The sequence below is a fragment of the Dickeya ananatis genome (assembly GCF_019464615.1).
Lineage (GTDB): Bacteria > Pseudomonadota > Gammaproteobacteria > Enterobacterales > Enterobacteriaceae > Dickeya > Dickeya oryzae.
On sequence record NZ_CP040816.1, the window covers coordinates 1917719 to 1931987 of the forward strand.

The window sequence follows — 14269 nt, forward strand, 5'->3', positions numbered from 1 at the left end:
CGTTTACCTTCAGACGCGTAAGTTGTAGCGGGTATTTTCACCACGAAGAGAGAGCGCAATCACATTCAGAAACTACAGCTGATTCGTACATAGATTCAGCAAATTTAACCTGCCATTAACTTATGACCGCCATCACAAAACCCCTGAGCGTGACAGAAAAGTACATACTTCCAGCTAATGACTCCTCACGGCGTTAAATCGGCCTGTCTATCGTAAACAGCGTGATCCCTACGATTAACAGGAGCAGCAACGATGAGTGCGGGCGCCATTACTCTTGGTCTTGATTTTGGCAGCGATTCTGTCCGTGCGCTGGCGGTGGATTGCCACAGCGGGCAGGAATTGGAAACAGAAGTGGTCTATTATCCGCGCTGGCGTCAGGGACAGTATTGTCACCCCGCCAGCAACCAGTTTCGCCACCATCCATTGGATTACATCGAATCACTGGAATTAGCGATTCGTACTGTGGTCGCACGATTGACTCCCGAACAGCGCCAGCAGATAACCGGCATTGGCGTCGATTCCACCGGTTCAACGCCTGCGCCAATCGATGAACAAGGCAACGTGCTGGCGCTACGTCCGGAGTTTGCGGATAACCCCAACGCCATGTTTGTGCTATGGAAAGATCACACCGCTATTGATGAAGCTGAAGCCATCAATCAGCTATGCCGCAGCGGCCAATTCCCGGATTACACCCGCTACATCGGTGGCGTGTACTCATCGGAATGGTTCTGGGCCAAAATTCTCCATATCACCCGGCAGGATGCGGCAGTACGTCAGGCGGCGGTCTCCTGGATAGAACTGTGTGACTGGGTACCCGCCCTGCTCTCCGGCACCACGGCGCCGGGCGCAATTCGTCGCGGCCGTTGCAGCGCCGGGCACAAATCACTGTGGCACCCGGATTGGGGTGGCTTGCCGCCAAAAGATTTCTTACAGGCGCTCGACCCCTGCCTGACAGAAAAACTGCACTACCCACTCTTTACCGAGACCTGGACGGCCGATCACCCGGTCGGCATGCTGACGCCACAATGGGCACAGCGATTAGGTTTGCCTGACAATGTCGTAATATCCGGCGGCGCTTTCGATTGCCACATGGGTGCAGTCGGTGCAGGGGCTAAGCCCTACACACTGGTTAAGGTCATCGGCACCTCAACCTGTGACATTCTGATAGCGGACGCGGATCGTGTTGGCGATAAAACGATCGCTGGGATCTGTGGTCAGGTGGATGGTAGCGTCGTCCCTGGCTATATCGGGCTGGAAGCGGGTCAATCCGCCTTCGGCGATATGTACGCCTGGTTTGGCCGTGTGCTGGGCTGGCCGCTGCAACTGGCCGCCAGCGAACACCCCGAGTGGCAATCACAATTGGATCAACTGCAATCCAGCCTGTTGACACAACTGACACAAGCCTGGGCCGATTCCCCCTCACTCGATCACCTTCCGGTGGTGCTCGACTGGTTTAATGGCCGTCGCACACCGTTTGCCAACCAGCGGCTCAAAGGTGTGATTGCTGACCTCAATCTCGGTACCGACGCACCGGCGCTGTTTGGTGGATTGATTGCCGCCACCGCGTTTGGCGCACGCGCCATCATGGCGTGCTTCGAATCTCAGCAGATCCCGGTGGAAAACCTGCTGGCGCTCGGTGGGATCGCCCGTAAATCCGCCACCATCATGCAAGTGTGTACCGACGTGATGAACCGCCCGATGCAAATCGTGGCCTCGGACCAATGCTGCGCGCTGGGTGCGGCTATCTTCGCCGCTGTCGCCGCCGGGGCACATCCGGATATTCCTTCTGCGCAACAGCACATGGCCTGTGGAATCGAACGCACGTTGATGCCGGACCCAGAGCGTGTCGCCCGCTATCAACAGCTCTACGAACGTTATCAGCAGTGGTGTCGGCTGGCGGAACCCGCCTACAGCCCCCACGCCGGGGCAGACCATTAAGTGTTTGCCGAACATCACTTTTACATCCCTTTGGGAACCCAAACAGGAGTCATCATGGAACAATTTAAGCCGCTCGAAGTCTGGTTTGTGATTGGCAGTCAGCATCTGTACGGCCCGGAAGCACTGCGTCAGGTAAAAGAAAATGCCGAAAAAGTGGTGAATGGCCTTAATCGTGACGCCAATCTGCCAGTGCGGCTGGTACTCAAACCGCTGGTCAAAACGCCGGATGAAATTACCGCGCTGTGCCGCGATGCCAATTATCAGGACAACTGCATCGGCTTGCTGACCTGGCTGCATACTTTCTCACCCGCCAAAATGTGGATTGGTGGCCTGAGCATCCTGAATAAGCCGTTGTTGCAGTTCCATACCCAGTTCAATGCCGATATTCCGTGGGACAGCATGGATATGGACTTTATGAACCTGAACCAAACGGCCCACGGTGGGCGTGAGTTTGGGTTTATCGGCGCACGCATGCGTCAGGCACATCAGGTGGTGGTGGGCCACTGGCAGGATCGCCATGCCCATGAACGCATTGCCAAATGGATGCGGGTAGCCGCCGCGTTACAGGAAAGCCGCCAGCTCAAAGTGGCACGATTTGGCGACAACATGCGAGAAGTGGCGGTCACCGAAGGTGATAAAGTCAGTGCGCAAATTCAGTTTGGCTACGCCGTCAGTGCCTGGGGGTTGGGAGACCTGGTTGGTGTGGTGGACGATATCGGCCAGGGCGATGTGGAGGCGCTGATTGAAGAGTACGAAGCGACCTATACACTCAGCGACGCCGTCAAACTGCACGGTCCCAAACGGCAGAATTTGCTGGATGCCGCTCGCATCGAACTCGGTCTGAAGCGTTTTCTCGATCAGGGTAACTTTAAAGCCTTTACCACCAACTTTGAAAACCTCTACGGCCTGAAACAACTCCCCGGCATAGCGGTACAACGGTTGATGCAACAAGGGTATGGTTTTGGCGCTGAAGGCGACTGGAAGACAGCCGCACTGCTGCGTGTCATGAAGGTGATGGCGCAGGGTTTACCCGGTGGTACCTCCTTCATGGAGGATTACACCTACCATTTTGCACCCGGTAACAATCTGGTGCTGGGCGCACACATGCTGGAAGTCTGTCCGAGCATTGCCAGCGAAGCCAAACCGTTGGTGGATGCGCAATACCTCGGGATCGGCGGTAAAGCGGATCCGGTGCGGTTGATCTTCTCCGCACCGGCCGGATCAGCACTGAATGTCAGCGTTATCGATCTGGGTGATCGTTTCCGCCTGCTGGTGAATCAGGTCGATGCCGTCGCGCAACCGCACCCATTACCGAAACTGCCGGTTGCCCGCGCTCTGTGGCAGGCGCAGCCATCACTGGAAACTGCGGCCGAAGCCTGGATTCTGGCGGGTGGTGCACACCATACTGTCTTCACGCAGTCGCTTGATCTGGATTATTTACGGTTGTACGCCGACCTGCATAACATCGAGTTGACAGTCATCGACCAGCATACCACCCTGCCAGCCTTCAAAGACGGGTTGCGGTGGAACGACCTGTATTACAAGCTGTGCGGACATCGGGCCTGACCTGATCACTGCTCACCGGTCAGTAACACGGTAAACAGACAACGTTATAAACAACAAAGCCGACACAATATGTCGGCTTTGTTTCTTTCTATAGATCAGCAAGTCTATGGCCAGCCAGTTATCCCAAACGTACCTGCGACGGTCGCTATTTTGTCAATGTCACAACGTCGTACATAAAGGTGCCACCATTGAGTGTAAACGTAATGGTGTTGGTACCGTCGCGCAGTAAACCACTGTCGATAGGAATACGCTCGTAGTGATACTTACCGCTATTAAGCGCCCCTCGGTACACGGATTTATCGTTGTCATACTGAATGTCTTTGACTTTAGTGCCGTTGACCAATACCGACAGCGACGGCGTCGTCGGGTTAGTCATTCCCCGATTACTGGCCGCGGCAAATGCCACATTCAGTACCCGACCACTGCCATCGGCACGATCGATATAATTCACATTCCAGCTACCGGGATTGGTCTGGGCGTAATACCAATCCTGTGCCGGACTCGACTCGCCGATGGTATAAGTCAGATTGGCCGGAACATCATTCTGCCAGTGATAATTGCGCAGTTGGTCGCCAAACCGGAATTCCGACGCCAGCCGATCACTCTGGCCAATAGCCCACACCACCGGTGCCGCTTGAGCTAACTGGATAGCGGGTATCGGCGTGTTACCGGTGACATTCACAACATCGCTGTAGAGCACGCCCGGCCTGCTGCCACCATTGGCGTAAATCGTCAGGGTATATTTCCCTTTGCGCACCTTATCGAAGCGAAAATTTCCCTGACTGTCGGTATTAGTAGTGAAGGCATAGCCTAAGGTCTGTACATCTGACGCTTCATTAAGCGAAGACGATAGCGTCACGTTCAACGGGACGGTGGTATTCACGCTACCGGTTACGCTGGCGCGATCCACCGAGAAACGACTGTCGTTCACCCAATTATATGGCCATGAAGCGATCTCCTGCCGACTACGCGCCAGCGCGTCACTGTACATCTGCGCATCGGTACCGGCGTTCACATACAACAACCAGGGGCCATACAGCTTTTGCCAGCCAGGCGGGGCTATCAAGTCCGGCGTACCGAAATGCGAACCCGTCATATACATGATCGCCAGCCCGTCCTGATGCACCATCAAATCCTGCTTGGTGTCGTCACCCGACATATATTCAGTACTGCCCGGGACTATCCATGCACCAATATTGTTGCCGTATACGCCCCAGACCGGGGTTTTGCGCATATAACCGGCGAAGTCGTATTTGGAGTAATAACTACCATCTGGTAATTTCCAGGTTTCATCCTGAATCTTCTCAAAGTTATTGAGCTGGGAGTAGAGGTAGGGTTTGGTGGTATGAATACCATTGGAGATATGATCCAGCAGAAAAGGATTAAACCGGTACACCCCGCGTAATTCACTCACCGTGAGATTGGATGACGTATCATTCCGTGCCACGGCATAGCTATAAATCCCGCTGACACCACGCCGTACGATAAAGTGGTATTCCAGACTCAACGCGCTGGTTTCATTATCGACATAAGCAATATGTACAATGTCTTTCGTGTTTTCAATCACAGAAATCTGCTGTGGTTTAAACTTCAGAAATGCACCTGAATAATAATCCAGATAACCGGTACTGCTTTTACCCAACGCGTTAACCTGGCTATTCGCTTTATCGATAAGATTTTTGCTACCGTTTGACAGTGTGCCGATACTGCCATCGCTGCCAATCGCGACGGAAACCAATCCGTTATCTATTTGTGCTTTCATGCCGGAAAGCCCCACACTGACATCAGACGGTGATGCCGCCTGCGCCAGTGAGGAACCCAGTATACTGATTGCGATAAGCATTTTTCTGCTTTGCATATACGTTTTCCCTTTTCTCTACATCATCGACATGACCCGAAATCAACGGAAAGAAACCGATTGGACGTCATGACCAACGCTCCTTCGTCAACATGCGGATTCCCCCGCGCTTTCACCACCTGTGCGGAGTCCTATTCTGTGCAACCGATGATATCCCCACCTTTTTGCTATTGCCCTGACAGTCAGGATGGTGGCAAAGAAACGAAGATATACCTGACCACTTTCGCATTTTCAGGTTACGGTGTGCTGACCATCCTGTCGCCCCTGGCACACGGTCTTTTTACGGTGTCCAGAACACGCTGCCGACGTTCCCGTAATGCACGCTATTTCCCCTGAGACACAAGATATAATGCCTATCGTCACAGCAGTGTTTTCTTCTAGAATACGAATGTCAGCAGGTATAGAAAACCAGTGAAAGCACTATTCATCCTTTTATTTATCAGTCGCAAGCTCATTACTCGCGGTTTTACGAAATGACGTGTTAATTAAACCCGCAACGACGTATTGATACTTGATGACGTCTCCTGACGAATATTTTTATTAACCATAATGTGTAAAGTGTATATTTTTGAATTCAATGCTGGACAGAAATGCTATGACGAATATACTGAATCCCCTAAAATCACTACTATTGATAATTTTGCGCAAATGAGCGTTTACGAATATTTGTTAAAGTTCAGAAAAGTGAATTCACCAGAAAGCCTTGAGAAACTATTTGATCACCTGAATTATTCTCTGACTGATGATCATGAGATTATTAATATGTACCGTGCCGCTGACCATCGGCGGGCGGAATTAGCGGTGGGCGGAAAGCTGTTTGATATTGGCCAGGTGCCGAAATCCGTCTGGCATTTTGTGGTCTGACATTTTATGTCCTGAAAGAGTTGTGGTCTGAGAGGTACGCTAACCTCACAGACTGCATGGATAACCTTTACCACATGGTAGCCAGTGCCCGAACCCCACGCGCTGCTCAGTGGATTTCCGCACCGTTTTATATTTTCTTACTATTTATACCCAAAATAATTCGAGTAGCAGGACAACACGCTCGCGTGTTGAACAACGCCACGCGTTGGCCCTTTAGGACAAGGCTCGTTAGTGCCTTGTAACGCCATCCTGCAACGTAACGGATGACGGCTAACGCCGGTTAGCTTGTCTTTTTCCCGCTTACCCCGCGTGATTGCTGAATAACCCCACAGAGGGTAAGTTGCCGAACGCCTGACAATACCCGATAATACGCCGGTTTTATTGTGTAGGCACTGTAATGAGCGAATATGTATTACTGTTTGTTGGCACGATTCTGGTCAACAACTTCGTACTGGTGAAATTCCTGGGGCTATGCCCATTCATGGGTGTATCCAAAAAGCTGGAAGCCGCTATCGGCATGGGTTTTGCCACCACATTTGTGATGACGATAGGGTCGGTATTTTCCTGGCTGGTCAACACCTATGTCTTGCTGCCGCTGAACCTGCTCTACCTGCGCACGCTGGCTTTCATTCTGGTGTTTGCCGTCGTAGTGCAATTCACCGAACTGGCGGTGCGGAAAACCAGCCCGGCACTCTACCGCTTACTGGGTATCTTTCTGCCACTGATCACCACCAATTGCGCCGTCCTTGGGGTGGCATTGTTAAGCGTTAATCAGTCGCACAATTTCCTGCAATCGACCATTTATGGATTCAGTGCAGCTGTTGGCTTTTCACTGGTATTGGTGTTATTTGCTGCACTGCGTGAGCGCCTTGCGGTCGCCGATGTCCCGGCACCGTTTCGCGGATCATCCATTGCACTGGTGACAGCAGGGCTAATGTCGCTGGCCTTTATGGGCTTTACTGGGTTGGTGAAACTGTGATGAACACTATCGGCATGGCTATTGTCGCTCTCAGCGCGCTGGCGATAGTGTCCGGGCTCATTCTGGGGTTCGCCTCCCGACGCTTTCGCGTGGAAGCCGATCCGGTAGTAGAACATCTGGAAGCGATGCTGCCACAGAGTCAGTGTGGTCAGTGTGGCTATCCGGGTTGCCGACCTTATGCCGAAGCTATCGCCCTCAATGGCGAGCTCATCAACAAATGCGTGCCGGGCGGAGAACCGCTCATGCTTAAGCTGGCGGAGCGCCTGAATATCGAGCCGCAACCGCTGGATGCCGATACGCCGCAGAAGCCGGAACCGCAGGTCGCCTGGATAGACGAAGCGAACTGCATCGGTTGTACCAAATGTATTCAGGCCTGCCCAGTCGACGCCATTATCGGTTCCACGCGGGCCGTTCATACCGTCATCCGTGATCTGTGCACCGGTTGCAACCTGTGTGTGGCCCCCTGCCCGACGGATTGTATTGAATTAAGACCTTTAGCGCCGACCACCGCCAACTGGAAATGGAATCTCGACGCCATTCCGGTGCGTGTCATCCAGGCGGAAAACCGTGTGATCGAAAACCATGTTTAAGCTGTTCGCCGCCTTTAGAAAAGACAGAATCTGGGATTTTGCGGGCGGGATTCACCCTCCGGAAATGAAAACCCAATCCAGTCAGGTACCGCTGCGGCAGGTTCCTATGCCTGACTATCTGATTATTCCGCTCAAGCAACATCTTGGTCCGGAAGGCGACCTGTGTGTCAAAGTCGGTGATCCGGTGCTCCGTGGGCAACCGTTGACGCGCGGCTTTGGCCGTATGCTGCCAGTGCATGCGCCGACCTCCGGCACAGTACATGCCATCCGTCAGCATATGAGCAACCATCCCTCCGGGTTGACAGAACTGAGCATCATTATTATCCCAGATGGATTAGACCGCTGGTGTGAACGCCGTAAGTGGGTCGACTATCGTCAGGCAACAGCATCTGAGCTGGTAGAACATCTACATCAAGCCGGTATCGCCGGGCTGGGTGGCGCAGGTTTCCCCACCGCCGCCAAATTACAGGGCGGTCTGCGCGGCATCGAGACGCTGATCATCAATGCCGCTGAGTGCGAGCCCTATATCACCGCCGACGACCGGCTGATGCAAGAGTGCGCACAGGAAATTGCACAAGGGGTCGATATTCTTGACCACCTGCTACAACCGCAACGTATCCTGCTGGGTATTGAAGACAACAAGCCGGAAGCCATCACAGCGCTGCGTGTTGCACTGGTGGATTACCCACGCATTCAAATGCGCGTCATTCCCACCAAATACCCCTCTGGCGGCGCCAAACAGCTAACCCGAATTCTGACGGGCAAAGAAGTGCCATTCGGCAAGCATTCAGCGTCTATTGGCGTGCTGATGCAAAACGTCGGCACCGCCTATGCTATCAAACGCGCCGTTATTGATGGCGAACCGTTAACCGAACGTGTCGTCACCCTCACCGGTGATGCGTTACGCCAACCGGGTAACGTCTGGGCGCGGCTGGGGACGCCGGTACGTCATTTGCTGCGTCATGCCGGTTATCACGTCACCACGACGCAGCCGATGGTCATTATGGGCGGGCCGCTGATGGGGTTCACCCTGCCAGCACTGGATGTACCGATCATCAAGACCAGTAACTGTATTCTGGCCCCTGCCCGCGATGAAATTCAGCCGCCGGAAGAGGAGCAGGCTTGTATTCGTTGCGGCAAGTGTGCCGATGCCTGCCCAGCCGGGCTGCTACCGCAGCAACTCTACTGGTTTAGCCGGGGACAAGAGCACGAGAAAGCGCGCCAGCACCACCTGTTCGACTGTATCGAATGCGGTGCCTGCGCCTACGTTTGCCCAAGCAATATCCCACTAGTGCAATATTACCGCCAGGAAAAAGCCGAGATTCAGGAGCTGGATCAGGAATCCCGCAAAGCCGCTGAAGCGAAAGCGCGTTTTGATGCACGTCAGGCACGGTTGGAGCGCGAAAAGCGCTCGCGTGAAGAACGACATAAACAGGCTGCGGCCAGTGTCGCGGCTACCGATAAAAGCGCCGTGATGGCAGCGCTGGAAAGAGTGCGGAATAAACAGGCCGCCGCCGTGAAACCCGATATTCGCATTGAACCAGGACAGTTGCCGGATAACAGTACCGTTATTGCCGCCCGCGAGGCGCGCAAAGCGCAACTACGTGAACGGCAGGCAGAAAAAGCGCTGGATACCACGCACGACGCCCCCCCCAAATCTGCCGTAGCAGCCGCTATCGCGCGCGTGCAAGCCCGTCAGGCTGAAGCTATCCGCGTTACAACCGCTGATATGACAACAGCTGATGCGGTAACAAGCGACAAGGCTGACCCGCGTAAAGCGGCGGTCGCGGCAGCCATTGCCCGGGTAAAAGCCCGTAAAACGGCACTATCTGATAGCACTGAACAGGCCAGCAATACAGAGGACGTGACAACGTCACCTGAAACATCCCCATTAACGGCAGTCACCGCCCCCGACAGTAGTCTCTCGGCTGCACCGGGCGATGCCACCCAGAACGACAGCCTCGACCCACGTAAAGCCGCCGTCGCCGCCGCTATCGCTCGGGTTAAAGCACGTAAAGCGGCGCTATCTGATAGCCCCGTACAGACCGACAATATAGAGAACGTGACAACGTCACCTGAAACATCCCCACTAATGGCAGTCACCACCCCCGACAGTAGTCTCTCGGCTGCATCGGGCGACGCCACCCAGAACGACAGCCTCGACCCGCGCAAAGCCGCGGTCGCCGCCGCTATCGCCCGGGTTAAAGCACGTAAAGCCGCCGCATTGTCGGCATCGCAAGAGGATTAAATGGCTTTTAGAATCGCACCCTCACCGTTTACCCATAACCGCCAGTCCACCCGCGCGATTATGCGTTGGGTCTTGCTCGCCTGCGTGCCCGGCATCGTAGCGCAAGTCTGGTTTTTCGGGTACGGCAACCTGATTCAATTGGCACTCGCCAGCATCACCGCGCTTTTTACCGAGGCGGTCATCTTAGCATTGCGAAAACGCCCGGTGCTGGAAACACTGCTGGACAGCTCCGCGCTGTTAACCGCGGTATTACTGGCTGTCAGCTTGCCACCCTTTACCCCCTGGTGGATGGTGGTATTGGGAACAACCTTCGCGATTATTATCGCCAAGCAATTGTATGGCGGACTGGGGCAGAACCCGTTTAACCCCGCGATGATAGGTTATGTGGTTCTGTTGATTTCATTTCCGGTGCAAATGACCAGTTGGCTACCGCCACAAGGGTTACAAGCATCTCCTGTCGGTTTTCAGGATGCGCTGATGGCTATTTTTACCGGCCATGGCACAGTTGGCCAGACTATCCAGCAACTGATCCAGGGTGTCGATGGTATTAGTCAGGCGACACCGCTTGATGCCTTCAAAACCGGCTTGCGCAGCGGCCATCAACCCGATGTGTTGTTGCAGCAGCCGTTATTCAGCGGTGTATTGGGTGGGTTAGGCTGGCAATGGATTAATCTGGCTTTTCTGGCTGGTGGTCTGTTTATGCTGTTGCTGCGGATCATTCACTGGCAGATCCCGTTGAGCTTCCTGCTTGCGTTGTCCTTGTGTGCGTTGGCTGGCTGGCATCTTCATCCGGAGATCAGCGCCCCGCCGCTGCTCCATCTGTTTTCCGGTGCCACGATGCTGGGCGCGTTCTTCATCGCGACCGATCCAGTAACGGCGTCGACCACCCCCAAAGGTCGACTGATATTCGGTGCGCTGATCGGCATACTGGTATGGACGATTCGTACCTATGGCGGTTATCCCGATGGTGTAGCCTTCGCGGTATTACTGGCCAACATTACCGTACCGTTGATTGATTATTTCACCAAACCGCGCGCTTATGGCCATCGCTAAGGACGGATTATGTTGCTGACCACAATGCGTCGCCATGCGACTACACTGGCTTTGTTTGCCGCCTTCACCACCGGATTGACGGCGCTGGTCAACTATCTGACCGAAAGCACCATTTCACAGCAGGTCATCGCGCAACAGCGCGCCCTGCTTGATCAGGTACTGCCTGCCAGTCGGTATAACAACAATCTGCTTAGCGAATGTTATCTGGTGACTGACCCTGTGTTGGGTTCCACCTCGCCGCACCGCGTGTACATAGCACGCCTCGACGGTACCCCCGTGGCTGCCGCACTGGAAAGTACCGCGCCAGACGGTTATTCCGGCGCAATCCACCTGCTGATTGGCGCGGACTTTCATGGTAACGTGCTGGGAACACGTGTTACCGAACATCATGAAACCCCTGGACTGGGGGATAAGATCGACATTCGTATTTCCAATTGGATAACCGGTTTTACCGGCCAGACGATAACTGGCCCGCAGGACAGCCGCTGGGCGGTGAAAAAAGACGGCGGCCAGTTTGACCAATTTACCGGTGCCACCATTACCCCACGAGCTGTGGTGAATGCAGTGAAACGCAGCGTGTTGTTTTTGCAGACCTTGCCGCCGCGTTTATCCAGCCTGACGCCATGTGGAGAGAAACCATGAACCAGACGAAGGAACTGGCCTTGCAGGGATTGTGGAAAAACAACTCTGCACTGGTACAACTGCTGGGGCTCTGCCCGCTGCTAGCTGTCACCTCAACTGCCACGAACGCACTCGGACTTGGGCTTGCGACCACACTGGTACTGGCCTGCACTAATATTGCCGTTTCAGCGTTGCGCCGCTGGGTGCCAGGCGAAATTCGCATACCGATTTACGTCATGCTTATCGCCTCGGTAGTGACCATTGTGCAAATGCTGATCAATGCTTACGCCTATGGGCTGTATCAGTCGCTGGGCATTTTTATCCCGTTGATCGTGACCAATTGCATCGTCATTGGGCGGGCGGAAGCCTTCGCATCCAAAAATACGGTGATACTGTCCGCGCTGGATGGCTTGTTCATGGGGCTCGGTGCCACCAGTGCGCTGTTTGTGTTGGGGGCGATACGAGAAATTCTTGGCAACGGTACCTTGTTTGATGGCGCTGACCTGCTGCTGGGCAGTTGGGCACGGGTACTTCGCGTTGAGGTGGTACACATGGATTCGCCGTTCCTGCTGATGATTCTGCCACCCGGCGCGTTTATTGGGCTGGGAATGATGCTGGCCGGTAAGTACCTTATCGACGAGAAACGGAAACAGCGCCAGGCCCGTGCGGTACGCCCCACCGTCATCGGTTCATCACAGACGTTAGCGGAATAACAGAACGCGGGACAACATGAACAAAGAGAAACGGATTGCCATTCTTAGTCGCTTGCGGGACAACAATCCCCACCCGACTACCGAACTAACATTCAACTCGCCGTTTGAGTTGCTCATTTCGGTACTGCTGTCCGCACAGGCAACCGATGTGAGCGTCAACAAAGCAACGGAAAAACTCTATCCGGTAGCGAATACGCCACAGGCCATGCTGGACTTGGGCGTGGAAGGTGTGAAGGCGTATATCAAGACTATCGGGTTATTCAACAGCAAGGCGGAGAACATCATCAAAACCTGCCGCATTCTGCTGGAAAAACATCAGGGTCAGGTGCCGGAAGATCGTGCCGCGCTGGAAGCCCTGCCAGGTGTGGGGCGCAAAACCGCCAATGTCGTATTGAATACGGCCTTTGGCTGGCCCACCATCGCAGTCGACACGCACATTTTTCGTGTCTGCAATCGCACCAATTTCGCACCGGGCAAAAATGTCGAGCAGGTAGAAGAAAAATTACTGAAATACGTCCCGGCTGAATTTAAAGTCGACTGCCACCACTGGCTGATTCTCCACGGTCGCTATACCTGTGTTGCCCGTAAACCACGCTGCGGCGCATGTCTGATAGAAGACTTGTGCGAATATAAAGAAAAAGTCGATATTTGACCGACAACAGCCGTTTCCTATCATGATAAGGGCAGGTTATTACCTGCCCTTATATTTTTTGTCATCGAGTGTTGTGTCATATCCTGTTGTGCTTTGCAGTATTGCCGTGGCCCTGAGTGGCAATCACGCAAATCATCAGCGGTTTTATTTTATCGGTAACGTCACATCCTTGAACATGGCTTCGATTTCTTCATTGGAGCGCAGCGAAATCGCGGTATCGACCACATCCCGTGTCAGGTGCGGTGCAAAACGATGGATAAAATCGTACATGTAGCTGCGCAGGAACGTGCTGCGGCGGAACCCGATTTTTGTCGTGCTATAGCTAAACAGGTTATCGGCGTTGATCGCCACCAGATCCGGATCACTGGCTGGCGTGACTGCCATGTTGGCGATAACGCCAACGCCCAGCCCCAGGCGGACATAGGTTTTAATCACATCAGCATCGGTGGCGGTGAACACAATGCGCGGCGTTAGCCCAGCCCGATTGAATGCGGTATCCAGTTCTGAACGACCAGTAAAACCAAAGGTATAGGTAACAATCGGGTAAGCGGCCAGCTCCTCAATACTGATCTGGGATTTTCCCGCCAACGGATGATCGGGTTTCACAACCACCGCACGGTTCCAGTGATAGCACGGCAGCATGATCAGGTCTTCATACAAATGCAGCGCTTCAGTGGCAATGGCGAAATCCGCCGTACCTTTCGCCACTGCTTCAGCAATTTGCATGGGCGAGCCCTGGTGCATGTGCAGCGATACGCGTGGATAACGCTCGATAAACCCTTTAATCACATCAGGCAGAGCATAACGCGCCTGAGTATGAGTCGTTGCAACATACAGCGACCCTTTATCCGGATAGGTATGCTCACCAGCAACAGCCTTGATGGCATCGACCTTGGACAGGACTTCTCGGGCAATACGGATGATTTCTTGTCCGGCGGGTGTCACTTGCGTTAAATGTTTTCCGCTGCGTGCAAAAATCTGAATACCCAGTTCATCTTCCAACATCCGAACTTGTTTACTAATCCCTGGCTGCGAGGTGTACAACCCCTCGGCCGTGGAGGAAACGTTCAGATTGTGATTAACAACTTCAACGATATAACGAAGCTGTTGCAGTTTCATAAGTTATCCCATTCCGTAATATGTCATGCGCGGCGGCATCTGTATTATTGACGTTATCTGCGTTGACA

At 53.7% G+C, this 14269-nt stretch carries 12 protein-coding genes; 10 read left to right on the forward strand and 2 right to left on the reverse strand.

Annotated features, from left to right (window positions below; translation table 11 throughout):
• Window positions 1–252 precede the first annotated feature (252 nt).
• Together FGI04_RS08340 and araA are read left to right on the forward strand one after the other, a co-directional pair.
• Window positions 253–1938, forward strand: coding sequence for a ribulokinase (locus FGI04_RS08340; RefSeq protein WP_342700801.1), 1686 nt, complete (start codon window positions 253–255; stop codon window positions 1936–1938).
• Between the two features lie 54 nt (window positions 1939–1992).
• Window positions 1993–3504 carry an L-arabinose isomerase gene (gene araA / locus FGI04_RS08345; protein WP_342700800.1) on the forward strand — a complete coding sequence of 504 codons (1512 nt, stop codon included), beginning with the start codon at window positions 1993–1995 and terminating at the stop codon, window positions 3502–3504.
• Between the two features lie 145 nt (window positions 3505–3649).
• Here the strand turns inward: araA and FGI04_RS08350 are convergent, their stop codons facing one another.
• The gene (locus FGI04_RS08350) at window positions 3650–5362 is read right to left on the reverse strand and encodes a polysaccharide lyase family protein (RefSeq protein WP_407336569.1); all 1713 of its coding nucleotides are present in this window, start codon (window positions 5360–5362) and stop codon (window positions 3650–3652) included.
• A 648-nt stretch (window positions 5363–6010) separates the two neighbouring features.
• On the opposite strand from FGI04_RS08350, the gene ydgT reads away from it, so the two are divergent.
• The 8 genes from ydgT (at window position 6011) to nth (ending at window position 13082) form a co-directional block, all read left to right on the forward strand.
• Window positions 6011–6226: a transcription modulator YdgT gene (gene ydgT, locus FGI04_RS08355; protein WP_407274754.1), complete on the forward strand. Its 216-nt coding sequence runs from the start codon at window positions 6011–6013 to the stop codon at window positions 6224–6226.
• A gap of 397 nt (window positions 6227–6623) precedes the next feature.
• The gene (gene rsxA / locus FGI04_RS08360; protein ID WP_012884771.1) at window positions 6624–7205 is read left to right on the forward strand and encodes an electron transport complex subunit RsxA; all 582 of its coding nucleotides are present in this window, start codon (window positions 6624–6626) and stop codon (window positions 7203–7205) included.
• Window positions 7205–7795 (forward strand): electron transport complex subunit RsxB, encoded by a 591-nt coding sequence (gene rsxB, locus FGI04_RS08365; RefSeq protein ID WP_226510662.1) that lies wholly within the window; start codon window positions 7205–7207, stop codon window positions 7793–7795. The genes rsxA and rsxB overlap by 1 nt, the downstream gene beginning before the upstream one ends.
• On the forward strand, window positions 7788–10043 hold the full coding sequence (rsxC, locus tag FGI04_RS08370; protein WP_407339896.1) for an electron transport complex subunit RsxC: 2256 nt from the start codon (window positions 7788–7790) through the stop codon (window positions 10041–10043). The genes rsxB and rsxC overlap by 8 nt, the downstream gene beginning before the upstream one ends.
• Window positions 10044–11096, forward strand: a complete 1053-nt coding sequence (gene rsxD, locus FGI04_RS08375) for an electron transport complex subunit RsxD (protein WP_407336570.1) — start codon at window positions 10044–10046, stop codon at window positions 11094–11096.
• 12 nt (window positions 11097–11108) lie between these two features.
• Window positions 11109–11738 (forward strand): electron transport complex subunit RsxG, encoded by a 630-nt coding sequence (rsxG, locus tag FGI04_RS08380; protein WP_342701285.1) that lies wholly within the window; start codon window positions 11109–11111, stop codon window positions 11736–11738.
• Entirely contained in the window at window positions 11735–12430 is a 696-nt protein-coding gene (locus tag FGI04_RS08385; protein ID WP_038904394.1) for an electron transport complex subunit E, read from the forward strand. The genes rsxG and FGI04_RS08385 overlap by 4 nt, the downstream gene beginning before the upstream one ends.
• A gap of 16 nt (window positions 12431–12446) precedes the next feature.
• The gene (gene nth / locus FGI04_RS08390; RefSeq protein WP_342700796.1) at window positions 12447–13082 is read left to right on the forward strand and encodes an endonuclease III; all 636 of its coding nucleotides are present in this window, start codon (window positions 12447–12449) and stop codon (window positions 13080–13082) included.
• A gap of 144 nt (window positions 13083–13226) precedes the next feature.
• On the opposite strand, the gene cysB is transcribed toward nth, so the two are convergent.
• On the reverse strand, window positions 13227–14201 hold the full coding sequence (gene cysB / locus FGI04_RS08395) for an HTH-type transcriptional regulator CysB (RefSeq protein WP_019845083.1): 975 nt from the start codon (window positions 14199–14201) through the stop codon (window positions 13227–13229).
• Window positions 14202–14269: the final 68 nt, after the last annotated feature.

What these genes read in the sequence shown, in the direction of transcription:
- FGI04_RS08340 (WP_342700801.1), top strand. Translation starts at nt 253, where the DNA reads ATGAGTGCGGGCGCCATTACTCTTGGTCTTGATTTTGGCAGCGATTCT.
- araA (WP_342700800.1), top strand. Translation starts at nt 1,993, where the DNA reads ATGGAACAATTTAAGCCGCTCGAAGTCTGGTTTGTGATTGGCAGTCAG.
- FGI04_RS08350 (WP_407336569.1), bottom strand. Translation starts at nt 5,362, where the DNA reads ATGCAAAGCAGAAAAATGCTTATCGCAATCAGTATACTGGGTTCCTCA.
- ydgT (WP_407274754.1), top strand. Translation starts at nt 6,011, where the DNA reads ATGAGCGTTTACGAATATTTGTTAAAGTTCAGAAAAGTGAATTCACCA.
- rsxA (WP_012884771.1), top strand. Translation starts at nt 6,624, where the DNA reads ATGAGCGAATATGTATTACTGTTTGTTGGCACGATTCTGGTCAACAAC.
- rsxB (WP_226510662.1), top strand. Translation starts at nt 7,205, where the DNA reads ATGAACACTATCGGCATGGCTATTGTCGCTCTCAGCGCGCTGGCGATA.
- rsxC (WP_407339896.1), top strand. Translation starts at nt 7,788, where the DNA reads ATGTTTAAGCTGTTCGCCGCCTTTAGAAAAGACAGAATCTGGGATTTT.
- rsxD (WP_407336570.1), top strand. Translation starts at nt 10,044, where the DNA reads ATGGCTTTTAGAATCGCACCCTCACCGTTTACCCATAACCGCCAGTCC.
- FGI04_RS08385 (WP_038904394.1), top strand. Translation starts at nt 11,735, where the DNA reads ATGAACCAGACGAAGGAACTGGCCTTGCAGGGATTGTGGAAAAACAAC.
- nth (WP_342700796.1), top strand. Translation starts at nt 12,447, where the DNA reads ATGAACAAAGAGAAACGGATTGCCATTCTTAGTCGCTTGCGGGACAAC.
- cysB (WP_019845083.1), bottom strand. Translation starts at nt 14,201, where the DNA reads ATGAAACTGCAACAGCTTCGTTATATCGTTGAAGTTGTTAATCACAAT.